The organism is Parazoarcus sp. PS-13 R2A (genome assembly GCF_057621855.1).
Genome location: NZ_JBYEXN010000026.1, coordinates 34464 through 58094 on the forward strand (window position 1 = coordinate 34464; position 23631 = coordinate 58094).

The 23631-nt window shown below is 64.3% G+C and carries 28 protein-coding genes and 1 riboswitch; of the genes, 8 read left to right on the top strand and 20 right to left on the bottom strand.

What is annotated here, in order from left to right:
• Positions 1-27 precede the first annotated feature (27 nt).
• The 3 genes from ahcY to metK form a co-directional block, all read right to left on the bottom strand.
• Complete coding sequence (gene ahcY, locus AC22G6_RS19190; RefSeq protein ID WP_108973132.1) at positions 28-1437, bottom strand: adenosylhomocysteinase; 1410 nt, start codon at positions 1435-1437, stop codon at positions 28-30.
• Positions 1438-1525: 88 nt separating this feature from the next.
• A riboswitch (S-adenosyl-L-homocysteine riboswitch) is annotated at positions 1526-1628 on the bottom strand.
• 41 nt (positions 1629-1669) lie between these two features.
• Positions 1670-2752, bottom strand: coding sequence for a calcium/sodium antiporter (locus tag AC22G6_RS19195; protein WP_487368104.1), 1083 nt, complete (start codon positions 2750-2752; stop codon positions 1670-1672).
• A gap of 120 nt (positions 2753-2872) precedes the next feature.
• Positions 2873-4039 carry a methionine adenosyltransferase gene (gene metK, locus AC22G6_RS19200; protein WP_487368105.1) on the bottom strand — a complete coding sequence of 389 codons (1167 nt, stop codon included), beginning with the start codon at positions 4037-4039 and terminating at the stop codon, positions 2873-2875.
• Between the two features lie 220 nt (positions 4040-4259).
• Here metK and AC22G6_RS19205 point away from each other — a divergent pair, with 220 nt between their 5' ends.
• Positions 4260-5126 carry a lysophospholipid acyltransferase family protein gene (locus AC22G6_RS19205; protein WP_108950880.1) on the top strand — a complete coding sequence of 289 codons (867 nt, stop codon included), beginning with the start codon at positions 4260-4262 and terminating at the stop codon, positions 5124-5126.
• A complete protein-coding gene (locus AC22G6_RS19210) occupies positions 5126-6001 on the top strand; it encodes a lysophospholipid acyltransferase family protein (protein WP_487368124.1) in 876 nt (291 codons plus the stop codon). Before AC22G6_RS19205 ends, AC22G6_RS19210 begins: the two co-directional genes overlap by 1 nt.
• On the opposite strand, the gene AC22G6_RS19215 is transcribed toward AC22G6_RS19210, so the two are convergent.
• Complete coding sequence (locus AC22G6_RS19215; RefSeq protein ID WP_159098152.1) at positions 5995-6249, bottom strand: hypothetical protein; 255 nt, start codon at positions 6247-6249, stop codon at positions 5995-5997. The two genes, AC22G6_RS19210 and AC22G6_RS19215, sit on opposite strands and share 7 nt — an antisense overlap.
• Positions 6250-6340: 91 nt before the next feature.
• Between AC22G6_RS19215 and dapF the strand changes: the two genes are divergently transcribed.
• The 5 genes from dapF to AC22G6_RS19240 all read left to right on the top strand — a co-directional run bounded on the left by dapF (position 6341) and on the right by AC22G6_RS19240 (position 10694).
• The gene (gene dapF, locus AC22G6_RS19220) at positions 6341-7174 is read left to right on the top strand and encodes a diaminopimelate epimerase (RefSeq protein WP_487368106.1); all 834 of its coding nucleotides are present in this window, start codon (positions 6341-6343) and stop codon (positions 7172-7174) included.
• Positions 7175-7223: 49 nt separating this feature from the next.
• The gene (locus AC22G6_RS19225) at positions 7224-7877 is read left to right on the top strand and encodes a DUF484 family protein (protein WP_108950884.1); all 654 of its coding nucleotides are present in this window, start codon (positions 7224-7226) and stop codon (positions 7875-7877) included.
• A gap of 4 nt (positions 7878-7881) precedes the next feature.
• On the top strand, positions 7882-8793 hold the full coding sequence (locus AC22G6_RS19230; protein WP_487368107.1) for a tyrosine recombinase XerC: 912 nt from the start codon (positions 7882-7884) through the stop codon (positions 8791-8793).
• A 173-nt stretch (positions 8794-8966) separates the two neighbouring features.
• Positions 8967-9425 (top strand): helix-turn-helix domain-containing protein, encoded by a 459-nt coding sequence (locus tag AC22G6_RS19235; RefSeq protein ID WP_487368108.1) that lies wholly within the window; start codon positions 8967-8969, stop codon positions 9423-9425.
• A gap of 78 nt (positions 9426-9503) precedes the next feature.
• Entirely contained in the window at positions 9504-10694 is a 1191-nt protein-coding gene (locus AC22G6_RS19240; protein ID WP_487368109.1) for a class I SAM-dependent rRNA methyltransferase, read from the top strand.
• A gap of 38 nt (positions 10695-10732) precedes the next feature.
• Here AC22G6_RS19240 and AC22G6_RS19245 read toward each other — a convergent pair whose 3' ends face one another.
• The 16 genes from AC22G6_RS19245 to AC22G6_RS19320 all read right to left on the bottom strand — a co-directional run bounded on the left by AC22G6_RS19245 (position 10733) and on the right by AC22G6_RS19320 (position 22679).
• On the bottom strand, positions 10733-11086 hold the full coding sequence (locus tag AC22G6_RS19245) for a hypothetical protein (protein WP_487368110.1): 354 nt from the start codon (positions 11084-11086) through the stop codon (positions 10733-10735).
• A 208-nt stretch (positions 11087-11294) separates the two neighbouring features.
• Positions 11295-12353, bottom strand: coding sequence for a Holliday junction branch migration DNA helicase RuvB (ruvB, locus tag AC22G6_RS19250; RefSeq protein ID WP_108973154.1), 1059 nt, complete (start codon positions 12351-12353; stop codon positions 11295-11297).
• Between the two features lie 44 nt (positions 12354-12397).
• Entirely contained in the window at positions 12398-12997 is a 600-nt protein-coding gene (gene ruvA, locus AC22G6_RS19255) for a Holliday junction branch migration protein RuvA (RefSeq protein ID WP_487368111.1), read from the bottom strand.
• Between the two features lie 60 nt (positions 12998-13057).
• Positions 13058-13726 carry an HAD family hydrolase gene (locus AC22G6_RS19260; RefSeq protein WP_487368112.1) on the bottom strand — a complete coding sequence of 223 codons (669 nt, stop codon included), beginning with the start codon at positions 13724-13726 and terminating at the stop codon, positions 13058-13060.
• Complete coding sequence (locus tag AC22G6_RS19265; protein ID WP_487368113.1) at positions 13723-14679, bottom strand: UbiA family prenyltransferase; 957 nt, start codon at positions 14677-14679, stop codon at positions 13723-13725. Before AC22G6_RS19265 ends, AC22G6_RS19260 begins: the two co-directional genes overlap by 4 nt.
• A complete protein-coding gene (gene rng / locus AC22G6_RS19270; RefSeq protein ID WP_108950893.1) occupies positions 14676-16130 on the bottom strand; it encodes a ribonuclease G in 1455 nt (484 codons plus the stop codon). The genes AC22G6_RS19265 and rng overlap by 4 nt, the downstream gene beginning before the upstream one ends.
• 138 nt (positions 16131-16268) lie before the next feature.
• Positions 16269-16889 carry a Maf family protein gene (locus tag AC22G6_RS19275; protein WP_487368114.1) on the bottom strand — a complete coding sequence of 207 codons (621 nt, stop codon included), beginning with the start codon at positions 16887-16889 and terminating at the stop codon, positions 16269-16271.
• A gap of 22 nt (positions 16890-16911) precedes the next feature.
• The gene (rlmH, locus tag AC22G6_RS19280) at positions 16912-17382 is read right to left on the bottom strand and encodes a 23S rRNA (pseudouridine(1915)-N(3))-methyltransferase RlmH (RefSeq protein ID WP_487368115.1); all 471 of its coding nucleotides are present in this window, start codon (positions 17380-17382) and stop codon (positions 16912-16914) included.
• Positions 17383-17751: a ribosome silencing factor gene (gene rsfS, locus AC22G6_RS19285; protein WP_108950896.1), complete on the bottom strand. Its 369-nt coding sequence runs from the start codon at positions 17749-17751 to the stop codon at positions 17383-17385.
• A complete protein-coding gene (gene nadD / locus AC22G6_RS19290; RefSeq protein WP_487368116.1) occupies positions 17748-18434 on the bottom strand; it encodes a nicotinate-nucleotide adenylyltransferase in 687 nt (228 codons plus the stop codon). The genes rsfS and nadD overlap by 4 nt, the downstream gene beginning before the upstream one ends.
• Positions 18424-19194, bottom strand: a complete 771-nt coding sequence (locus AC22G6_RS19295) for a BPSS1780 family membrane protein (RefSeq protein ID WP_487368117.1) — start codon at positions 19192-19194, stop codon at positions 18424-18426. Before AC22G6_RS19295 ends, nadD begins: the two co-directional genes overlap by 11 nt.
• Before the next feature lie 5 nt (positions 19195-19199).
• Entirely contained in the window at positions 19200-19973 is a 774-nt protein-coding gene (locus tag AC22G6_RS19300) for a BPSS1780 family membrane protein (protein WP_487368118.1), read from the bottom strand.
• Between the two features lie 68 nt (positions 19974-20041).
• Positions 20042-20986 (bottom strand): homoserine kinase, encoded by a 945-nt coding sequence (locus AC22G6_RS19305; RefSeq protein ID WP_487368119.1) that lies wholly within the window; start codon positions 20984-20986, stop codon positions 20042-20044.
• Between the two features lie 26 nt (positions 20987-21012).
• On the bottom strand, positions 21013-21552 hold the full coding sequence (locus AC22G6_RS19310; RefSeq protein ID WP_487368120.1) for a DNA-deoxyinosine glycosylase: 540 nt from the start codon (positions 21550-21552) through the stop codon (positions 21013-21015).
• Positions 21549-21869: a DUF2782 domain-containing protein gene (locus AC22G6_RS19315; RefSeq protein WP_487368121.1), complete on the bottom strand. Its 321-nt coding sequence runs from the start codon at positions 21867-21869 to the stop codon at positions 21549-21551. Before AC22G6_RS19315 ends, AC22G6_RS19310 begins: the two co-directional genes overlap by 4 nt.
• 84 nt (positions 21870-21953) lie before the next feature.
• Positions 21954-22679: an LOG family protein gene (locus AC22G6_RS19320; protein ID WP_108973170.1), complete on the bottom strand. Its 726-nt coding sequence runs from the start codon at positions 22677-22679 to the stop codon at positions 21954-21956.
• 92 nt (positions 22680-22771) lie between these two features.
• On the opposite strand from AC22G6_RS19320, the gene AC22G6_RS19325 reads away from it, so the two are divergent.
• On the top strand, positions 22772-23631 hold an 860-nt coding region (locus AC22G6_RS19325; RefSeq protein WP_487368122.1), incomplete at its 3' end, for a 5'-3' exonuclease.

The following is a 23631-nucleotide window of genomic DNA, read 5'->3' on the forward strand; positions in this document are numbered from 1 at the left end:
GCGGTGGCCCGTCCGCAGCCGGGGCGATCAGTAGCGGTAATGATCAGCCTTGTACGGGCCTTCAACCGGTACGCCAATGTAGGCGGCCTGGTCGGGGCGCAGCACGCTGAGCTGTGCATTGAGTTTCTTCAGTTGCAGGCGTGCGACCTTTTCGTCCAGATGCTTGGGCAGAGTGTACACGCCGACAGGGTAGTCACCCGTGCGAGTATAAAGTTCGATCTGGGCGATGGTCTGGTTGGCGAAGCTCGACGACATCACATAGCTCGGGTGGCCCGTGCCGCAGCCGAGGTTCACCAGGCGACCCTTGGCGAGCAGGATGATGCGCTTGCCGTCGGGGAAGATCACATGATCGACCTGGGGCTTGATCTCTTCCCACTCGTACTGCTCGAGCGAGGCAACATCGATTTCGTTGTCGAAGTGTCCGATGTTGCACACGATGGCCTGATCCTTCATCGCAGCCATGTGCTCATGGGTGATGACGTTGAAGTTGCCCGTGGTCGTCACGAAGATATCTGCCTTGTCCGCAGCGTACTCCATGGTGACGACGCGGTAGCCTTCCATCGCAGCCTGCAGGGCGCAGATCGGGTCGATTTCGGTGATCCACACCTGAGCCGACAGTGCGCGCAGCGCCTGTGCCGAGCCCTTGCCCACATCACCGTAGCCGGCCACCAGGGCAACCTTGCCCGCGATCATCACGTCGGTCGCACGCTTGATGCCATCCACCAGCGACTCGCGGCAGCCGTAAAGGTTGTCGAACTTGGACTTGGTGACCGAGTCATTGACGTTGATCGCCGGGAACTTGAGTTCGCCGCGCTGATGCATCTGATACAGGCGATGAACGCCGGTGGTGGTTTCTTCGGTGACGCCCTTGATCTGTGCAAGACGGGTGGAGTACCACGTCGGGTCGGTGGCGAGCTTGGCCTTGATCGATGCGAAGAGGATGGTTTCCTCTTCCGACGTCGGCTTGGCGATGACCGAAATGTCCTTCTCGGCACGTGCGCCCAGGTGCAGCAGCAGGGTGGCATCGCCGCCATCGTCGAGGATCATGTTCGAGTAGCCGCCGTCGGCCCATTCGAAGATGCGGTGGGTGTAATCCCAGTAATCGCTCAGCGACTCGCCCTTGACCGCGAACACCGGAATGTTCTGTGCAGCGATGGCTGCAGCGGCGTGGTCCTGGGTCGAGAAGATGTTGCACGAGGCCCAGCGCACTTCGGCGCCGAGTGCGGTCAGGGTCTCGATCAGCACCGCGGTCTGGATGGTCATGTGCAGCGAACCGGTGATGCGTGCGCCCTTCAGGGGCTGGGCGGCAGCGTATTCGTCGCGGATCGCCATCAGACCGGGCATTTCGGTCTCGGCGATACGGATTTCCTTGCGGCCCCAGTCGGCCAGCGTCAGGTCGGCAATAACGTAATCGTTGAATTCAGCCACAGCGTTCATGTGAAGCTCCATGCTATGGCCGGGAGGGAAAGAGGACGGCGTTTAGCTCACCCATCATCCCGAACCCGGCAGGGTTTGAGAGAAAAGACCAGGGTGAGCGCCGTTTCACACGCCCGCCCGGGGAGGGCGGGTTCCGAGCCTGGGGCTGTCGCAATGAATGCGGACAGTGCCTTGCAGCGCTCCTCGGAATACTTCGAATTATAGCGATCCCGCACAGTTTGCGGAATGCCTGCTACCGATCTGATGCAGCTTCCCCGTTGTGACGGACGATGCTCACGACCAGTGTGATCACCGTCAGCGGCATCACATACCCGAGCATGACGCCCGAAAAGGCCTGCAATCCGGCGTGATGCTGTGCGGCAAGGATGAGCCATGCGGTATAGGCCGCGTAATAGCCGAGAAACAGGATGCCTTCCCAGCGCGCAATTTCCCGCCCGGTGATCAGGATCGGCAGGCAGGCAAAGGCTACGGCGAGCATGACCCACAGATCGAAGTGACGGGCAGCCTCGGAAACCGGAAGCCCTGCGGGTGCCACCAGCCCGGTGACGCCCAGCACGGCACAGATGTTGAAGACGTTGCTGCCCACCACGTTGCCGACCGCGATGTCACGCTGACCGCGCAGTGCAGCGACGATGGACGTGGCGATCTCGGGCATCGAGGTGCCGACGGCAACCACGGTGAGGCCGATCACCAGGTCGCTGACACCGAAGGCGCGTGCAAAGACGACCGCAGAGTCGACCAGCCAGCCGGCGCCGAGTACCAGCATGACAAGGCCGGCGACCACCAGCGCAGTCTGCACTGTCCAGTGGCTGTCCAATTGTGAGGTCGGAATGTCGTCGGCGAAATCCTCGCTCATCGCTGCCGACCCCTTGCGCGACTGCCGCACCAGAAACACCGTGTAGGCGATTACCAGACCGAACAGCGTCGCCGCTTCGATGCGGTTGATGGAGCCGTCGAGCGCCATGACCAGCAGCAGCACCGAGGCGCCGATCATGATCGGAATCTCCTGCCGGATGATCTGCTCAGCCACCAGCAGTGGCGCGATGACCGCTGCGATGCCGAGGATCAGCAGGACGTTCGCAATGTTGCTGCCCACCACGTTGCCGATGGCGATGTCAGGGTTGCCGTTGAGTGCCGAGCCGACCGAAACCGCCATCTCCGGCGCACTGGTGCCGAAGGCGACAACCGTCAGACCGACGACGAGCGGCGAGATGCCAAAGGAGACCGCCAGTCGCGACGCACCGCGCACGAGGAGTTCGGCACCGATGACGAGGGTGACCAGACCAAGGAGGAACAGCAGGGCTTGCTCGAGCATTGAGGGCTTGATGAATGTTGAACTGTTTCAGAGTACATCCGGTCGGCACGGTTCCCGCATCATGCGGAACCCGTGCCGACCGCTGTGCCGGCACCAGCCTGCGGCCGGCGCCGTGGTACATCAGAGGCCGGCGTCGGCGCGCAGCGCGGCAGCCTTGTCGGTCTGCTCCCAGGTGAACTCGGGTTCGTCGCGGCCAAAGTGACCATAAGCCGCTGTCTTGGCGTAGATCGGACGCAGCAGGTCGAGGGTCTGGATGATGGCCTTCGGACGCAGGTCGAAGTGAGCACGGATCAGTTCAACGATCTTCGCGTCGCTGATCTTGCCGGTGCCGAAGGTGTTGACCATGAGCGAAACCGGCTTGGCGACGCCGATGGCGTAGGCGACCTGAACTTCGCACTTGTCGGCGAGGCCGGCAGCGACGACGTTCTTGGCCACGTAACGACCTGCATAGGCGGCCGAGCGGTCGACCTTGGACGGGTCCTTGCCCGAAAACGCACCGCCGCCGTGGTGAGCTGCGCCGCCGTAGGTGTCGACGATGATCTTGCGACCGGTCAGGCCGCAGTCGCCGTGCGGGCCGCCGATGACGAAACGGCCGGTCGGGTTGATGAGATAGCGCACTTCGCCCTGCAGCAGCTCCTTGGGCAGCACCGGCTTGATGACTTCCTCGATGATGGCCTCGGAAATCTGAGCGTGCGACACCTCGGGGCTGTGCTGGGTCGATACCACGACGGTGTCGATGCCGACCGGCTTGCCGTCGACATACTTGACGGTGAGCTGGCTCTTGGCGTCGGGGCGCAGCCACGGCAGGCGGCCATCCTTACGCACTTCGGCCTGACGCTGCATGATGCGGTGCGCGTAGTAGATCGGCAGCGGCATCAGGCTGGCGGTTTCGTTGCACGCATAGCCAAACATCAGGCCCTGGTCGCCCGCGCCCTGGTCGAGGTCGATTCCTTCGCCTTCATTCACGCCCTGCGCGATGTCGGAGGACTGGCGGTTGATGGCGGTGAGGATGGCGCACGACTTGTAGTCGAAGCCGATGTCGGAGCTGTCGTAGCCGATGCGACGCACCACATCCTGCGCGATTTCGCGATAATTGGGGTGGGCGCTGGTGGTGATTTCGCCCGAAATGACGACCAGGCCGGTGGAGACCAGCGTCTCGCAGGCGACGCGGGCGTGTGGATCTTCGGTGAGGATGGCGTCGAGCACGCCGTCCGAGATCTGATCCGCAACCTTGTCGGGATGACCTTCGGAAACCGATTCCGAGGTGAAGAGGAATTCTGCTGCCATGACTGCTCCTGAAAAACAAAAATCCCCGTTTCCTGGCGTTACGGCCAGCTCCGGGGATTTCATCGAGCAGCCGACGCTTTAGCAGAATTTTTGGGTCACGCGATTGTTGCGGTGACGGCCGCCCTGCAAGTTGTCGAGTTAACTCGGCGGCTGAGGCACAATTATAGACTGTGTTTGTCTCAGGTCAATCTGTCACCGGATCGGAACCGCGAAAACTATCGTGATTGTCAATCTCCTTTTTCGCGTGCTTGCGCGCTTCCCGCTGTCCCTGCTGCACCTCATCGGAGGTTGGGCGGGCTGGATTGCCTACGCCGCGTCGCCGTCCTATCGCCGCCGCCTGCGACGCCATCTGGCTCAGGCCGTCGGTGATGTCGATCCCGCGGTGCTGCATTCCGCCATCGCCGAGGCGGGTCGGCAGGCCTTCGAGCTGCCGTGGCTGTGGCTGCGTCCGGCCGAGGAGGTGGTGGCCAAGGTGAAGCGGGTGGAAGGCTGGGAGCTCGTTGATGCGGCCCACCGCGAGGGTGCGGGCATCGTGTTCATGACGCCGCATCTGGGCTGTTTCGAAGTCACCGCGCAGTACATCGCCTCACTGACGCCAATTACCGTGCTTTACCGCCCGCCGCGCAATGCGGCGCTTGAGCCCCTGATGCAGGCCGGACGCGTTCGCGGTCAGATGAAGACAGCCCCGGCAGATCTGTCGGGGGTGCGCCGGCTGGTGAAAACCCTGCGCAGTCACGAAGCGATCGGCATGCTGCCCGACCAGGTGCCGGGTGCCGGCGAAGGTGCGTGGGCGGATTTCTTTGGCCGACCCGCGTGGACGATGACGCTGGCGGCGCGCCTGGCAGAGGTCAAGGGCGTGCATGTGATCTATTGCTGGGCCGAGCGTTTGCCGCACGGCGAGGGCTATGTGTTCAGGCTGTCGGCGCCTGTCGAGCCACTCGAAGGGGATCTGCCCGCACGTGTGGCAACCATGAACCGGGAGATCGAACGCGTCATCCTGAAGTGCCCCGGCCAGTACATGTGGGGCTACAACCGCTACAAGAAGCCGCGTGCAGCGCGTGAAGCGGCAGCAGGATCCGAGGCGTGATGAGCCGTCTCGGCGTGGCGGTATTCTGGCTGCTGCACTGGCTGCCGCTTGCGGTGCTGGCGCGACTGGGCGAGGCGCTGGGGTTGCTGCTTCATGTGTTTGCCTTGCCGCGCCGGCATGTGGTGGATACCAATCTGAAGCTGTGCTTTCCCGAACTTGATGCGCGGCAGCGGCGTCAGCTCGCGCGTCGTCATTTTCGTACCGTGGGGCGCAGCCTGCTCGAGCGCGGCCTGTTGTGGTGGGGCAGCCGCGAGCGGCTCGAGCGCCTCGTCAGAATCGAGGGCGGCGACCGTGTGCGGGCACTGCAGGCGGCAGGGACGCCGGTCATCCTGCTTGCCCCCCATTTTGTCGGACTCGACATGGGCGGGACGCGGGTGACGATGGACTTCGATATCGTCAGTGTCTATGCGCGCCAGAAGAAGAATCCGGTGCTCGATCGCTGGCTTTATCATGGCCGCAGCCGGTTTGGCGATCAGCTGCTGCTCGCGCGGCAGGACGGCGTGCGCAGTTCGGTGAAGGCGATGAAGGCCGGGCGCCCGTTCTACTACCTGCCGGACATGGATTACGGTCGGCGCGATGCGATCTTCGTCCCCTTTTTTGGCGTGCCGGCGGCTACCATCACCGGACTGCCGCGGCTTGCCCGCGTGGCCGGTGCAGCGGTGCTGCCCTGTGTCACGAAGATGTTGCCCGGCGGCGCCGGCTACGTCGTCGAGATCGGTGAGCCATGGTCCGACTTTCCGAGCGCGGATGTCGAGGCCGACACGCTGCGCATGAACGAGTGGATCGAGTCCGTCGTGCGCACGATGCCGGAGCAGTACTACTGGGTGCACAGGCGGTTCAAGACGCGCCCCGTGGGCGAGGCCAAGCTCTACTGATCTGCGGCAGGCGCGTCGGCGTCCGCGAGATGGCGCAGGACCACGGGAAAAGCGGCGCTGCCGAGCAGGGCAATCGCAGAGACGATGAGTGCAATTGCGGTGCCGCTTTCGGCAAGCACCGGATGCACATCGCTGAAGTCTCCCGCCAGCAGCACCAGGCCGCCAAGCAGACAGGCAAGGCCGGGCAGGCCGAGCAACCATGCGGAAATCGGGAGGGCTGAGCGGCGCGGCGCTGGCGTATTGGTCATGTCCCGAATTCTCTCACGATGACGTGTGCTGGACGATACCCGGGTGCAGGAGGAGAATCCGGGCACGCTTTCCGCATTGATCAGAACTCCCATGAAACTGCGCTTTACCAAGATGCATGGCCTCGGCAACGACTTTGTCGTGATCGACGCAACCCATGAACCGGTTGAACTCACTCCCGAGCGCGTCCGGGCGATCGCCGATCGCCATTTCGGCGTCGGTTGCGACCAGCTCCTGGTGGTCGAGCCGCCGAGCCGGCCGGCTGTCGATTTCCGCTACCGCATTTTCAATGCCGACGGCGGCGAAGTCGAACAATGCGGCAACGGCGCACGCTGCTTCGTGCGCTTCGTATACGACAAAAAACTGACCGACAAGGCCGACATCAGCGTCGAGACCCGCTCCGGCATCATTTCGCCGCGTTTACGCGAGGATGGGCTGGTCACGGTCGATATGGGTGTGCCCGTCCTCTCTGCTGCCGAGGTCCCCTTCGTCTCCGACTCCGACGCGATCGTGCAGCCACTCGAGGTGGGCGGCGACATGCTTGCGATCACGGCCGTATCGATGGGAAACCCGCACGCCGTTCAGGTCGTGGCCAACGTCGATGCGGCCCCGGTCGAAACTCAGGGGCCGCTGATCGAGCACCACCCGCGCTTTCCCGCGCGGGTGAATGCAGGCTTCGTGCAGGTGGTCGACGCACACCGTATCCGCTTGCGCGTGTTCGAGCGCGGATCCGGGGAAACCCTGGCCTGCGGCACCGGGGCATGTGCCGCGGTGGTGGCGTCGATACTGCGCGAACTGGCTGTTTCGCCGGTGCGGGTGGAAACCCGTGGCGGTGAGCTTGAGATTGCCTGGGCAGGTCCGGGCACGCCGGTGCTGATGACTGGCCCGGCAGTAACGGTTTTCGAGGGCGAGATGAATCTCGTCTGATGTCTGGAGACATGCAACAGGGCGTGATGCCCGACAGGAGCTATTGCCGATGAATGCCGATGAAGTCGCACGCTATCTGCGCGACAACCCTGATTTTCTGTCCGACCATGGCGAACTGTTCACCGAACTGACCGTGCCGCACCCGCAGCACGAAGGCCAGGCGATCTCGCTTGCGGAACGGCAGCTTCACGCCCTGCGCGACAAGATCCGCCTGCTGGAGGTCAAGCTTGCCGAGCTGATTCGCTTTGGCGAGGAGAACGACGAGATCAGCGAAAAAGTGCATCGGCTGACCCTGTTGCTGCTTGAGGCGCACGGTTACGAAGGCGTCCGCCACGAACTTTTTTCCAGCATGCAGCAGGACTTCGCCATTCCTCATGTCGCGCTGCGAATCTGGAACAGCGTGCTGGCTCGCAGCGACGAGGACTTTGCGCCCGTTGGCGAAGGCGTGCGCCTGTTTGCGGGCGACCTCCGTCACCCGTATTGCGGTGCGCCGAGCAACATCGAAGTGCTGAGCTGGTTTGGCGAGTCGGCACCGCATGTGCGTTCTGTCGCTCTCATGCCGCTGCGTCGGCAGACTCAGGTGGTCGGTCTTCTGGCCCTGGGCAGTGAAGAGCCCGAGCGTTTCTACCCCGAGATGGGCACCCTGTATCTCGGCCGGATTGGTGAGCTTGCCGCCGCCGCGCTGCTCGGGGAGATCGGCTGAACGCATGCCTGAGCCACTTGCCGCAGCGCTGGCACCGGTCTGGGTCGAAGGCTATCTGGGGTGGCTTGCGACCCAGCGCCGTGCCGCCGCGCTGACGCTGGAGAACTACCGTCGGGATCTGCTGCGTTTGCACAGCCTTGCACAGGGGCGCGACCCCGGTGGCCTGAGCGCGGCCGAGATCCGCCGCTTCGTGGGGCGCATGCATGCAGAAGGCCTGGGCGGGCGCTCGATTGCGCGCTGCCTGTCGGCCTGGCGCGGCCTGTATCGGTGGCTGATCCGCCACCATGGGCTGAAACACAATCCGGTGGACGGTATTCGGGCACCAAAGTCCCCGGCGACCTTGCCGCGCGTGCTGTCTCCCGATCAGGCAAAGGCCTTGCTCGACGCCCCGGCCGACAGCCTGCTCGAGATTCGCGATCTGGCAATGTTCGAGCTGTTCTACTCGTCAGGGCTGCGCCTGTCCGAACTCGCCGGGCTTGGGCTCGATGATGCCAGCGATCTTGAGGGCGGCATGGTCACGGTGCGCGGCAAGCGCGGCAAGACGCGCAGCGTGCCGGTCGGCAGCCAGGCGGTCGAGGCGGTCAGGCAGTGGCTTGAGGTGCGTGGGCAGGTGCCGGTAGGCAGTCCGACCCTGTTCGTGACCCGTACGGGCGGACGAATGAGCCCGGGGGCGATTCGCAGCAGGCTCACCCTGAGAGCCGGTACGGTGGGCCTGGGCGTGCATGTCCATCCGCACATGCTGCGCCACAGTTTTGCCAGCCACGTACTGCAGTCGAGCGGGGACCTGCGTGCGGTTCAGGAACTGCTCGGCCACGCCAGCATCCGGACCACCCAGGTCTATACACACCTTGATTTTCAGCACCTCGCCAGGATCTATGATGCCGCTCATCCGCGGGCACGGAGGACGAAGGAGTAGGTTGTAGTGCTCCCCATTTTGGGTATCGATAAATGCTGATACTCATTCGCGATCGGCTATGCTGTCGTGCATCAATCAACAATAAATAATAAGCGGCGATGTGCGCCCATGGCGCTGAGCCGCAAGCAAGGATGCTTATGACATCTGAACCTTTCGCCCCCGATGAGGCTTCCATGGATGCTGGAATCGAAGCTCCGCCCGCAGAGAAAATAAAAAAGCAGCGCATGCTCAGGGATGTTGCCCTGCTGCTTGCAAAGCATGAAGTCCGGAACATGAAGCGCTGGTTCGAAGAGTTCGATCGCGACATCATGCTGCCCATCCTGCTCGGCGAAATTGCATTGCACAATATTGGCACGCCAAGTGCGGGTGCCGTCGACGGTGACAGCTTGCCGGAGTGCACGCTCAAACCCTGTAATGCCTATTCGATTGCGGCGGCCACCGGCCTCCCGCGCGAGACCGTTCGCCGCAAGGTGGCACGGCTTGTCGAGCTCGGCTGGGTATCCCGGCGCAAGAACGGCCACCTCTATGTGTCCTCGGGCGCTTTGCACCACTTTGGTCATCTGATGAGCTCACGCGAGCTTCCGGATCTGATCGATACTGCGGATCGCGCCCGGCGCCTGCTCGGCGACTGACGGTGGGGGCTGGCCGGGCGGTGGCACAAGGGGGCCGGTAAGGGCTAAACTTGGCGCCCTTTTGCTGGATCATCATCCATGGCTCGCCTTCATCTACGTCCCGGCAGGGAACGCACCGTCCTTCGCCGTCATCCCTGGATTTTCGCCGGCTCTGTCGATCATCTCGAAGGCCGCGCCCGTCCGGGCGACACGGTCGATGTAGTCGCTGCCGACGGCAAGGTGGTGGCGCGTGCAGCGTGGTCGCCCGAGTCACAGATCCGTGCCCGGGTGTGGTCACTGGATGCCGAAGCGGCAATCGATCACGCCTTTTTCAAGCGCAGGGTCGCTGAATCCGTCGCCCGGCGCGAGACGCATCCCATGTTGCGCGGGCAGGACGGTCAGCGGCTGATCCACGGCGAATCCGATGGATTGCCGGGCGTGATCGCGGATCGCTACGGTTCCGTGGTTGTGCTGCAGTTGACCAGTGCCGGCTCCGACAAATGGCGCGATGCCATCGTGGCCGGTCTGGTGCAGGCGACGGGCTGCGCCGCCGTCTATGAACGCTCGGATTCCGACGTGCGCAGGCTGGAAGGCCTGGAGCCGCGCGCCGGAATTGCCTTCGGCGAACTGCCTGCCGAGGGGCTGCAGATCGTCGAAAATGGCGTGCGGATGGAGGTCGATGTGGTCGGTGGCCACAAGACCGGCTTTTATCTGGATCAGCGCGACAACCGCAAGCTCACCGGCGATCTTGCCCATGGGCGGCGGGTGCTGAACTGCTTTTGCTACACCGGCGGCTTCTCCCTGCAGGCCCTGGCGGGTGGGGCGAGCAGCGTGCTGTCGATCGATTCGTCCGGCCCCGCACTTGCCACCGCCGCACGCAATCTGGCGCTCAACCCGCAGCTCGATGCCGCGCGTGCCGAATGGAGCGAGGATGATGTGTTCGAGGCACTGCGCGGTTTGCGTGCCGAAGAGCGCAGTTTTGACCTGATCATCCTCGATCCCCCCAAGTTTGCGCCGTCCGCGGCTCACGCCGAACGTGCCTCGCGCGCATACAAGGACATCAACCTGTTCGGCTTCCGCCTGCTGGCGCCGGGCGGCATCCTGATGACCTATTCCTGCTCCGGTGGCATCGGGCTGGAGATGTTCCAGAAGATCGTCGCCAGTGCGGCAAGTGATGCCGGCGTCGACGCACGCATCCTGCATCGACTGGCCGCTGCACCCGACCATCCGGTTGGCCTGGCGGTGCCCGAAGGCGAGTACCTCAAGGGACTTGCGATTCAGATCGGCTGATTGCCCACACGGGCGGGGATGCGAAGGCGTACTTCCGCTCAGCGCTGGATGCTGGCAGACGGGGCGCGATCGGGGTTCGGCGCCAGGTCGGCGAGGTTGAAAGCCAGCGTGATCAGGCCGAGTGCCATGAGCACGAGGCCGAAGTAGATCTTTTGCATGGTGGCGCCGGGCAGGCGTCGCACCTCGGCGTAGAAATGGTGGCGCAGGAAGATCAGCGCCATCGCCGCCATCGCCAGCAGACCGCCGCCGAGCACTCTCGAGGCGGTGGCGTCGAACTGGCGACCGAAGGCCGGGTCCCATCTGTCGGGCAGAAAGAACACCGGTGCCTGCAGCACCAGGTGCAGGCCGCCAACCAGACAGAGCGTGAGCATCAGTACCTGGAAGGTCCGCATCAGTCGCCACCGTCGCAGCCATCACTGCCGCAGGTAGTGTCCGTGTCCCGCGCCGCATGCGCAGAAGCGCTGTTCGCCGCCTTTCCAGTCAGACGGTTCCCGCGAGCATGTTTCCTGCGGTCCTTCGGTTTGCGTGATGGGCGAGCCAGAAGGAGCAGGATCCCGATCGCGGATACGATGACAAGCAGGCCCGCTGCCATTTCGGCGCTTATTGTCCGAACAGGTCGCTGCCCGGCAGGCGCGGGGCGTTGAGGCCGAAATGCTGCCAGATCGAATGCGTTGCCATGCGACCGCGCGGGGTACGCTGCAGGTAGCCCTGCTGGATCAGGTAGGGCTCGATGACGTCTTCGATGGTGTCGGAGGATTCGCCGATCGCCGCGGCGATGTTGTCGAGGCCGACCGGGCCGCCGCCGAACTTTTCCAGCATTGCCAGCAGCAGCTTGCGGTCCATCAGATCGAGTCCGAGCACGTCGACGTCGAGCATCACCAGTGCCGCGTCTGCGACCGCACTGGTGATGTCGCCGCCGGACTTCACCTCGGCATAGTCGCGCACCCGGCGCAGGAGGCGGTTGGCGATGCGGGGGGTGCCGCGCGCGCGCCGGGCGATCTCGAGCGCGCCCGCGTCGTCGATGCTGACATTGAGCAGCCGTGCGGAGCGACTGACGATGTAGGCAAGTTCGTCCGGCGTATAGAATTCGAGCCTGGAGACGATGCCGAAGCGGTCGCGCAAGGGGTTGGTGAGCATGCCCGCGCGGGTGGTTGCGCCCACAAGCGTGAACGGCGGCAGGTCGAGCTTGACCGAGCGTGCGGCCGGGCCTTCGCCGATCATGATGTCGATCTGGAAGTCTTCCAGCGCGGGATAGAGGATCTCCTCGACCACTGGCGACAGGCGGTGAATCTCATCGATGAAGAGGACGTCGTGCGGCTCGAGGTTGGTGAGCAGGGCGGCGAGGTCTCCCGCGCGCTCCAGCACGGGCCCGGAAGTCTGACGCATATTGACGCCCATCTCGGCGGCGACGATATGGGCCAGCGTGGTCTTGCCCAGACCCGGCGGGCCGAACAGCAGGACGTGGTCGAGCGCCTCCTTGCGGTTGCGCGCAGCTTCGATGAAGATCTCCAGCTGCTCGCGGATCTTCGCCTGTCCGACGTACTCGGCCAGTCGCTTGGGGCGCAGGGCACGCTCGATGGCGTCTTCCTTGCGGTCGGTGGGCTCCGCGGAGATCAGCCTTTCGGGTGCGGCCGAGCGCAGCTTGTCAGTTTCGATCATGGCGAGAGTTTAGCGACTTGGCGACAGGCTGTGCGGGGCAATGCTCATGCCTTCGACAGCAGCTTGAGTGCGGCACGGATGCCGTCCGACACGCCGATGTCCTCCCCAAGCCCCTTCATGGCGCCAAGGGCCTCGCGTTCGTTGTAGCCCAGTGCCAGCAGCGCGTTGAGAATATCGCTCTTTGCGTCCGGTGCGGCGTCGACGCCCGCGGCAAGGCGAATGCCGCCCGCGTTGGGCAGGGCCTTGCCGAGCTTGTCGCGCAACTCGAGCAGCAGGCGTTCGGCGGTCTTCTTGCCGATGCCGGGAATCTTCACCAGGCGGCCTGCCTCCTGCAGCGCGATCGCCTGGGCGAGATCGCTGACCGACAGACCGGACAGCACCGCCAGCGCCATGCGTGCGCCAATGCCGGAAATCTTCAGCAGCTGGCGGAAGGCGGTGCGCTCTTCGTCGGTGGCAAAGCCGTACAGGAAGTGACCGTCCTCGCGCACCGCAAGGTGGGTGTGCAGGCTGACCCGCTCGCCTGTCGCCGGCAGGTTGTAGAAGGTGCTCATGGGTACGTCGACTTCATAGCCGACACCGTTGGCATCAACCAGAATCTGGGGTGGGTTCTTTTCCAGCAGCATGCCGGTGATGCGTCCGATCATCAGTAGGGCTCCGGGTGCCGCTGCCTGTCTGTTGAACGGCTGCGGCGGGTTTCGGGTGGGTCAGTCGGCCAGGCTGCGGGCGACTTCGTGGAGGTCGTTCATCACCGTGATGCCACGCGCCAGTACATCCTCTGCGGGGGACAGAAGGTCGGGCACCATCACCACCTGGGCGCCTGAAGCCAGTCCGCCGCGGACGCCGGTGTTCGAGTCCTCGAGGACCAGGCAATGCGCTATCGGCGTCTCAAGCAGGGCCGCCGCGGCCAGATAGATGTCGGGTGCCGGTTTGCCGTTACGCACTTCATCGCCACCGATCACGCCCTTCAGCCGGTGGAGGATGCCGACGCCTTCGAGCTTGGGCAGTGCGCGGCTGCGCCGGGTGGAGGTGGCGACCGCGCCCGGCAGTCCGCGCAGCGCGAGCTGGTCGAGGAGTTCGTGAACGCCCGGCTTGAGCGGGAAGCGGCCGTCGACGATGGCTTGCTCGTAACGGCGGCCAAACTCGGCCTGGTGCGCGTCGATCGGGAAGCTCGGGCCAAAGGCGTCCTGCAGCAGGCGGTAGCCGTCGCGCGAATTCATGCCGATCATGCGCATCGCAACCTCATGATCCCAGGGCAGTCCGAGGTGCTCGCTTGCTTCACGGCCGATTGCGTAGGCGATGCGCTCGGAGTCGAGCAGGAGTCCGTCCATGTCGAAGATGATGGCGCGGACGGGGCGGGGGTCGAAGGCGGTCATGCGGAAATTCCGGATTGAGCGAAGGCGAGCGTGGCGGCAAGCAGCAGGCCATGCACGTTGGTCGCAAGGATGGTGCGCTTGATCGGGGCGGCAAGCTCGTCGGGCGTGCTCGCATCGGCGATGAGCTCGCGTGCTGCGGTGAATGAGAGGATCAGCGTCATCGCGGCGGCAGCCGCGTATTGCGGCAGCGCATGAATCGTCACCATTGCCACCAGCCAGGTGTAGGAAAAGATTGCGATCAGCAGGTAGCCCCACTTGGCGACCTGCGGGCCGAGGCGGACGACGAGGGTACGTTTGCCCGCGGCGGCATCGCCGTCGTGATCGGGGAACTGGTTGATGAACAGGAGGTTTGCCACCAGCAGGGCATAGGACACGCCCGCTGCAAACGGCAGCAGGCTGAAGCTGCCGCGCTGCACGTAATCGGTGCCCACCACCACCGCGAGCCAGCCCAGCGCGATCGCCAGTTCGCCCAGACCTCTGCTCATCAGTTTCAGTGGCGGCGCGGAGTAGGCCCAGCCGACGAAGAGCCCCGAGATGCCGATGACGATCAGCCCCGCGCCGGCTTGCCAGGTCAGCCACAGGCCGGCTGGCACGACTGCAGCCAGAAGGGCATAGCCGAAGCGGCCGGTCTCGGCCGCGCTCAGCACGCCGTTCTGGATGAAGCGGCTGCCGCCGGTGAAGGGAAACAGCCGCTTGGTGTTCGCCGCGTCTGCTCCGCTCTCTGCATCGTGATAATCGTTGATGACATTGACCCCGGCATGCGCGACGAGGGCGAAGAGCAGGGTGAAGACTGCGGTCGTCCAGTCGATGGAAGCGCCGCTCCGGTGCGCGCAGGCCAGCCCGATCAGGCATGCGACCAGGGTGACCGACAGAAACGCCGGGCGGGTGGCAAGAAATAGCAGCACCGCGCGGTTCGGAAACGCGCCCGGTGCGGGTTCGGCGGGGTGGCTCACAGCAGCACGATGTCGAATTGTTCCTGGGTGTAGCTCGCCTCGGGGTGGAGCGAGACCTTCTTGCCGATGAAGTCGGACAGCATCGCCAGCGACTGGCTCTCTTCGTCGAGGAACAGGTCGATCACATTGGGTGCGGCAAGGACGCGGAATTCCTTCGCGTTGAACTGGCGTGCCTCGCGCAGCAGTTCGCGCAGGATCTCGTAGCAGGCCGTGCGCGCGGTCTTCACTTCACCGCGGCCGCCACAGGTCGGGCAGGACTCGCACAGCAGGTGTGCGAGTGACTCGCGGGTGCGCTTGCGCGTCATCTCGACCAGACCGAGCGCGGTAAAGCCGTTGATGCTCATCTTGGTGTGGTCGCGGGCGAGCGCCTTGCGGAACTCGTCGAGCACCATCTCGCGGTGTTCGACGTTCTCCATGTCGATGAAGTCGATGATGATGATGCCGCCGAGGTTGCGCAGCCTGAGCTGGCGCGCAATGGTCTGCGTGGCTTCAAGGTTGGTCTTGAAGATGGTGTCGTCGAAGTTGCGCGCACCGACGAAGCCGCCGGTGTTCACGTCGACCGTGGTCATCGCCTCGGTCTGGTCGATGATGAGGTAGCCGCCCGACTTGAGGTCGACCCGGCGCGCAAGCGCCTTCTGGATTTCCTCCTCGACGTTGAAGATGTCGAACAGCGGGCGCTCGCCGGTGTAGTGCTCGAGCAGCGGCAGCACCTTGGGCGAATACTCTGCAGCAAATGCGGTGAGCTTCTGGAAGTTCTCCCGCGAGTCGACACGGATACGGGTGGTCTCTTCGTTGACGAGGTCGCGCAGCACCCGCTGTCCGAGGCCGAGGTCTTCATGCAGCAGCCGCGGCGGGAAGGCGCCGACGGTGGTGTTGCGGATCTCGCTCCAAAGCTTGCGCAGGTAGGCGATGTCGGCGGCAAGCTCTTCGTCGCTGGCGGATTCCGCCATGGTGCGCACGATGAAACCGCCGGGCTCGTCGTCGGGGACGAGGCGGGTCAGGCGTTCGCGCAACTGTTCGCGCTCGGATTCGTCCTCGATCCGCTGCGAGATGCCGATGTGCTTTTCCTGCGGCAGATACACGAGCAGGCGCCCGGCCAGGCTCACCTGAGTCGAAAGGCGTGCGCCCTTGGTGCCGATCGGATCTTTCAGGACCTGGACCAGCAGGCTCTGACCCTCGTTCAGGATCTTCTCGATCGGCTTGGCCGCTTCGCCATGCTGGCGCTCGCTCCAGATGTCGGCAACGTGGAGGAAGGCGGTACGCTCGAGGCCGATCTCGATGAAGGCGGACTGCATGCCCGGCAGCACGCGTACCACCTTGCCCAGGTAGACGTTACCGACGATGCCGCGGCTGGCCGTACGCTCGACGTGCAACTCCTGGACCACGCCCTGCTCGACGATGGCGACTCGCGTCTCCTGTGGGGTGAAGTTGATCAGGAATTCGATGCTCATGATGGATTGAACCCAATGGGAAATACGCAATGGCAGTCGGGCTGTCTGCCATTGCGCATGGCTCATCGGATCACGCCGGCTCCCGCCTGTGGCCGGGAGAGGCCGGCTGACAGGGGGCGCTACAGCAAGCGGGAAAGCTTACAGAGGGTAACCGAAGACTTCCAGCAACTCGGCAGTTTCGAACAGCGGCAGCCCCATGATGCCGGAGTAGCTGCCGTGGATCTCGCGGATGAACATCGCTGCCCGGCCCTGGATGCCGTATGCGCCGGCCTTGTCCATGGGCTCTCCGCTCGCCACGTAATGACGGATGTCGGCTTCGGAGAGTTCCCGGAAGCTCACCTCGCTGCTGGAGATGCGGCTGCGTGTGCGCACGCCGTCGGTGACGGCAATCGCGGTGAGCACGCGGTGGGTGCGCCCGGACAGGCGCTGGAGGATGGCGCGGGCGTCTTCCGCGCTCTCCGGCTTGCCGATGATCTCGCCGTCGAGCTCAAGCGTGGTGTCGGCGGCGAGCACCGGATGTCGCGTCATCTTGCGCCACATCACCCGACGCATGCCGGCCTCTGCCTTGGTCAGCGCCAGGCGTTCGACGTAGCGTTCGACATCTTCGTCAGGGAGCGGTGTCTCGTCGACGTCGGCATCCTCGCCGCGCTCGCCACCGCGAAAGGTCATGACGTCGAAGTGCACGCCGATCTGTCGCAACAGTTCGCGACGGCGCGGACTTTTCGACGCGAGGTAGATGCGGGGCGGGATGGCGGACATGGGACGGTTCCTGGTGGTTCGCTCATTCGCGATGGTAAGGATGATTCCGGGTGATGCTCCAGGCCCGGTAAAGGGCTTCAGCCAGAAGGGGGCGCACCAGCGCGTGGGGCAGGGTGAGACTAGACAGGCGCACGGATTCGGCTGCGGTCGCCTTGAAGGCCGGAGACAGGCCGTCCGGCCCACCCACAATCAGCGCCACGTCCTGGCCTTCGCGCTGCCAGTCTTCCAGCCGACGGGCCAGCGCCATGCTGCTGACGTCTGCACCGCGTTCGTCGAGGATGACCCTGCGGCAGCGCGCGGGAAGTGCGGCCTCGAGCCGTGTCGCTTCTGCGGCCATCATGGCCTCGACCGTCTTGCCCGAGGTACGCGGTTCTGCCTTGATTTCGACCAGTTGCAGCGGCAGTTCGCGTGGCATGCGGCGCGCGAACTCGTCGAAACCGGCCTCCACCCAAGAGGGCATGCGGTGGCCGACGGCAACGACGAGCAACTTCATTTATTCCCCGCTGCGTGCGGCCTCGGCGGCCTTGCGTCTTGCAGCGGGCGTGGTGGCCCACAGTTCTTCGATGTTGTAGTGGCTGCGAATGGCGGGCTGCATGATGTGGACGACAACGTCGCCCAGATCGACCAGCACCCATTCGCCGGTTTCCTCGCCCTCGACGCCGATGACTTCGCCGCCCGCTTCCTTGACCTTGTTCTGCACGTTGCGTGCGAGCGCGCGCGTCTGGCGATTGGATTCGCCGCTGGCGACGACGATGCGTTCGAACTGTGCAGTGAGCTTGGCAGTATTGATGACTTCGATGTTCTGCGCCTTAATGTCTTCGAGCGCGGCAACGACGAGCTTTTCCAGCTGGGATGTGTTCATTCGTGATTATCGTAAAGGTGATGCAGCCCAATATAGTCGAGAACGGAATCGGGCAGCAAATAGCGCGGACTGGTACCGGTACGGACCAGGTCGCGGATGAGTGAAGCAGAAATGGCCAGGGGCGTCATGTCGAACGGGATCACGTAACCGCAACTGCGCTCGCGCAGGCGCGCGGGGTCGGTGATCTGGCGCTGCCGGCAGGCCTCGTCGAGTTCGGGTGACAGGGCGCCCGGCCAGCGTCGGCCGTGGGGCGCGTAGCCCGGACGGTTGGCAACGGCGATGTGGGTGAGCTCGAACAGCTCCGTCCAGCGGTGCCATGTCGGAAGGCCCTGGAAGGCATCGGCGCCAAGTATCAGCACCAGCGGCCGCTCGGGGCCCACTTCTGCACGCAAGCGTTCCAGGGTGAGCACCGTGTAGCTCTTTCGAGGCGAACGGACCTCGCCATCATCTACCTCCAGGCGCGGGTTTCCGCTCACCGCAAGGCGTGCCATGTGCAGGCGGTCGTCGGGTGTCGAGCCCGGTTCGCCGCGGTGCGGTGGCTGACCTGCGGGGATCAGTCTGACCTTGTCCAGTGCGAGCGCTTCGCACGCCTCTTCGGCGAGCCGAAGGTGGGCCAGATGGATGGGGTCGAAAGTCCCTCCCAGCAGGCCGAGCGGGCCAGGTCGGGCGCTGCTACTTGTCAATGATGACCTCGTCAGGCAGGCCAAACACATCGCGCGCCGAGGTGAAGAAGCTGGCAAAGACGACCGGAATCAGAATCAGCGGCAAGGGCACGGTGAGGATGGTCGCGAGCGTCGGAGACAGCAGCCCGATCACCCCGATCACGATGCCGGGTATGAAGGCGCCGAAGATCATCAGGCCGATGGCATAGGCGAGAAACGGGCGCCAGTTGCGAAGGCAGGCATGGAAGCTGAAGAACATCGCCTTGGGCGCGGTGATGTTCCACCAGCCTGCCAGCACCGGCGCGAACCAGTAGGCCATGACCACCGGTGTGGACAGGGCGACGGCAAGCAGCATGGCGAGAGGCAGGGATGAGTCGGTGATGGCTGCGTCATCCACGTTTCCCCCTGTCATCACGGCGAACAGGCCGCCGCCATCGGCCAGTGCAGTCAGCGCGAGTACCAGTACGCTGGCGATGAGATAGATGCCGCCGATGGTGACCAGGCTCTGCACGTTGCTCTTGAAGCCTGAGAACAGGACGTCCGGGCCGACCTTGTGTCCGGCCGCGACGGCGCGGTAACCGTTGAGCACGCCGAGTGACAGGATCGGCATCAGCAGCGACGCGGCGGGCTGGCCGATGAGCGGAAAAATGCTGATCACCAGCAGCACCAGCAGATAGCCGAATGCGAGAAAGCTCAGCAGGGCAGGACTGCGAAGCCAGAGCGTCAGGCCGTCGCGCAGCCAGCCCCAGCCGCGCTGCATGGGAAGTTGATTCGCTTGCATGATTTCTATTCTGTGAGATGCACTGCGGGTGGCAGCGCCTTCGGGGGCGAGAAGGTATCACGCCAGGCAGCCTGGAGTGCTCCGGCCAGCACCGGGATGAGGACGAAGACGCCAAGTCCTGCAGGCAACATGGCGATCCAGCCCAGGATATACAGCATGACGGCGAGGACGACGAAGGTGAGCAGATTCTGGAAGCAGGCCTGGGCGGAGAGCTTCATGGCGTCGAGTGGTGCAACGTCGTGCAGCATGACCAGTGCGGGGGCAAACCACAAGGCCATCATCAACAGCCCCCACAGCACGGAAAACACCAGCACGCCCAGCATCATGCCGCCCGCGGCCATGCCCATGCCGCCAAACGCGCCCATCATCGAGCCGGTGAACATTGCGCTCCCGCCGATCGCGGCAGCAATCAGGGCTGCGATGAGTGCGCCGAGCAGATGAAAGCCGCCCACCAGCAGCAGATTGCCTGCGTGAAGGCGCAGGCCGTCGAACAGATGGTCGACCCGCAGCGCTTCCCCCCTGGCGAGCGCATCCGCTCCGGCGACGAGTCCGGCCACCAGCACCGGAAGTGCGACGGGTGCCGCAGCCCAGCCGATGAGTGGCACGAAGCCCAGTGCAGCAATGACGAGAATGAAGATCAGTGTCTGCACCATCCATACGCCGGGCTTGCGCAGGAACAGGCGCCAGCCGGTCGCCACCCACTGCAGGGCGTGGGCTGGCGTAACCGTGCCGGGCTGCGGCAAGGGATGGTAGTGGCGCGAAGGCGGCGTTGCAGGCATTCAGTGGGTCCGGAAGTCGCTGCGGTGCAGCGACGTGTGGTCGATGCTAGCCGATTGGGTGGGTGAGTTCAAACCGCGGGCAAGGCGGGTGACCAGGCGATGCGTTGCCGCAGAATGTCGCGGTATTCGTCCGGATTCTTTACCAGCACCATTTCGCCCTCGCGCGGCAGGTGGAAATCCTCCGCCCGCGATAGCCAGAAGCGCAGCGCTGCAGCGCGCAGCATGGCCGGCCAGGCGGCGCGCTCGGCGTCGGAGAACGGGCGCTCGGCGTGATAGGCGTGCAGAAACGCATCACTGCGAACCGGGTCCAGGCTGCCGTCGTCAAGCGAGCACCAGTCGTTCAGCGTGACTGCGACATCGAACAGCAGGGTGTCATTGCCGGCGAAGTAGAAATCGATGACACCACCGATGACTTCGCCGTCCCACAGGATATTGTCACGGAACAGGTCGGCGTGAATGGCACCTGCCGGGAGTGCATCGGTGTCGACGGTGGCCTGAAACGCAATTTCGCGGTCGAGCAGCGCCTGCTCGGCCTCGGGAAGGTAGGCGTGCACCCGCGCTGCGGTCTGGGTGCGCCAGGCCGGGCCGCGCGGATTCGGCTGGCGCCGGCCGTAGGACATGCCGGCCAGATGCAGGCCGGCGAGCATGGCGCCGACACGCGTGCAGTGGTGCTCGTCCGGTGCCATGACCGAGGCCCCGGACAGGCGCATGACCAGCGCTGCGGGCTTGTCCTCGATGGTGCCGAGGTACTCGTTGTCCCGATTGGCAATCGGCGCCGGCACTGGCAACCCGTGACGGGCGAGGTGGGCCATCAGGTGCAGGTAATACGGCAGTTCTGCCCGGCCAATACCCTCGAACAGCGTCAGGACATAACGGCCAAGCGTGGTGGTGACAAAGAAGTTGCTGTTCTGCACGCCGGCTGAGATGCCCTTGAGCTCGGTGAGGCGGCCGATGGCGTAGTTTTTCAGCCACTGCGAGAGCACGGCTTCGGGCACGGGGGTGAAAACAGACATGAAAACTCCGGGATGCGGAAAGCCGCTCAGGCCGCGTGGGCAGCGGTGAGCGTGGCGTTGCGTACAGCCTGCCAGGCGGCAAGCTTGTCACTGAAATTGAGTGCTGCGTGCGCAGGACTGGTCGATGGCAGCCGCAGCACGCGAATGCGGTGTTCCCCGTGCGGAAAATGCACGTGACGGCGAAAGGCCGCTTCAGCGGCGCTGCCGTTGAAGAACACGTGACTCAGTTGCGGGCAGGCGGTGAACAGCCCCGCAAAGTCGTTGGGCTCGATGCTGTCTGCCGCGATGGCGCTGTCGAGACTGCCGCTGCGCCTGCACCGCCCGATCACATCCCATAGCGCAATGCCCGCATCGAGCAGGCGTTTGAGGCGCACGGGGTAGGGCTGCTCCGGTGCGGCTCCGAACAGTGCGCCCATGATTGGCCAGAAGGCGTTGCGGGGGTGGGCGTAATACTCTCCGGCAGCGAGCGAGGCCTCGCCCGGCATGCTGCCGAGGATCAGCACTCGCGCATCGCTGCGACAGATCGGAGCAAAGCTGCAGACCGCCGGGCCGGGGGTGGTGCTCACCAGGACTTGATGACCCACATCGGTACGGACAGCGCAGGTTCGCTGGCGCGAACCATATCGCCGTTGCCTTCACGGTCGACCAGGTAATAGGGCACGCCGTGGGGCGGGGTGACCTTGACCATGTAGAGCTTGCCGCGAATGCGGTACTCGGCGACGGTGTCCTCGCCGCGCTTGACGATGGTGACCTGGGGCTCTTCGATATCGGTCATGCCCGGCGGCGGCGGAGGCGGTTCGGGGAGCGGTTCGAGCTTGGGGGGCTGCTGTGCCAGCACTGGCATGGAAACGGCCAGCAGCAGGGCAATAAGGGTACGGCGCATGGTGTTCTCCTTGAGATGTGCCGATTCTACCATTCGGGCCGGGTGCCGAACGGAGGTGCGGTGACGGCGCGTGCGCAGTTTCGGTTAAAGGTTGAGCATCAGTTCGTGCTCTTCGGGCAGCGGCATGAAACCGCGTGTTTCGTAGTGCTTGAAGATGGCCTCGACGACCTCCTCGGGGCTGTCGATGATCTGGATCAGGTCGAGGTCTTCCGCCTTGATCATGCCCTCGCTGACCAGACGGTCGCGGAACCAGTCGATCAGGCCTTTCCAGAACGCGCCGTGGACCAGGATGATCGGAATGCTCCGGCTCTTGCGCGTCTGGATCAGGGTCATGGCTTCGAGCAGTTCATCGAGCGTGCCGAAGCCACCCGGCAGGACGACGTAGGCGCTGGCGAACTTCACGAACATGAACTTGCGCGCGAAGAAGTGCTGGAAGGTCTGTGAGATGTCCTGATACGGGTTGGCCTGCTGCTCCATCGGCAACTGGATGTTGAGGCCGACCGAAGGGCTCTTGCCAAAATAGGCCCCCTTGTTGGCCGCTTCCATGATGCCGGGGCCGCCGCCCGAGATCACGGCAAAGCCGGCGTCCGACAGCAGGCGCGAAATGCGCTCGGTGAGGACGTAATAGCTGTGATCGGGCGGAATGCGGGCGCTGCCGAAGATCGATACTGCCGGACGAATGGCATTCAGACGCTCGGTGGCTTCGACGAACTCTGCCATAATTCCGAAGATTCGCCAGGACTCGCGCGCATTGAAGCGCGGCGCGGCACTGTCCGGCGCACTGCGGGAGAGTTTCTCTTTTGCGGTCATGATGTCCCTTCTCTTCTTTTTCGTTGGTTCGGTGCGCGCATGCTGGTTTGAGCGTGGCGCAATGCCGATGTTTCCCGCAAGGATGTTCCAGGATGCCCACCCTGCTGCTTGTCGACGGTTCCAGTTATCTTTACCGCGCTTTTCATGCGCTGCCCGATCTGCGCAATTCGAGCGGGGAGCCGACCGGGGCCATCCGGGGGGTGTTGTCGATGCTACGTCGGCTCGAAGGCGACTACAAGGCGGAGTACCGCGCGTGTGTGTTCGACGCCAAGGGCAAGACCTTCCGGGACGACTGGTATCCCGAGTACAAGTCGCATCGCCCGCCGATGCCCGACGACCTGCGCGCGCAGATCGAACCGCTGCATGAGGCCGTCAAGGCCGAAGGCTGGCCGCTGCTGTCGGTCGAAGGCGTGGAGGCCGACGACGTCATCGGCACGCTGACGCGGATGGCGGTCGAGCGCGGCTGGGAGGTGGTGATCTCGACTGGCGACAAGGATCTGACGCAACTCGTGCAGCCGGGTGTGCGCTGGGTGAACACCATGAGCGAGGAGGTGCTGGACGAAGCCGGCGTGACGGCCAAGTTCGGCGTCGCGCCCGAACGCATCATCGATTATCTGGCGCTGGTCGGCGACACCGTGGACAACGTGCCGGGTGTCGAGAAGTGCGGTCCGAAAACCGCGGTGAAGTGGCTCACCGAGTACGGCACCCTCGACAACCTGATCAGCAACGCCGACAAGGTGGGCGGCAAGGTCGGCGAGAACCTGCGCAAGCATCTCGACTTTCTGCCGCTGGGCAAGCGCCTGGTGACGGTTGCGACCGATGTCGAATTGCCCCTGCAGCTCGACGATCTGCCGGCACGTGCCGACGACAAGATCGCGCTGAAAGCACTGTACGAACGCTTCGAGTTCCGCGGCTGGCTGAAGGATCTGGGCGAAGACAATCAAAGCGAGAA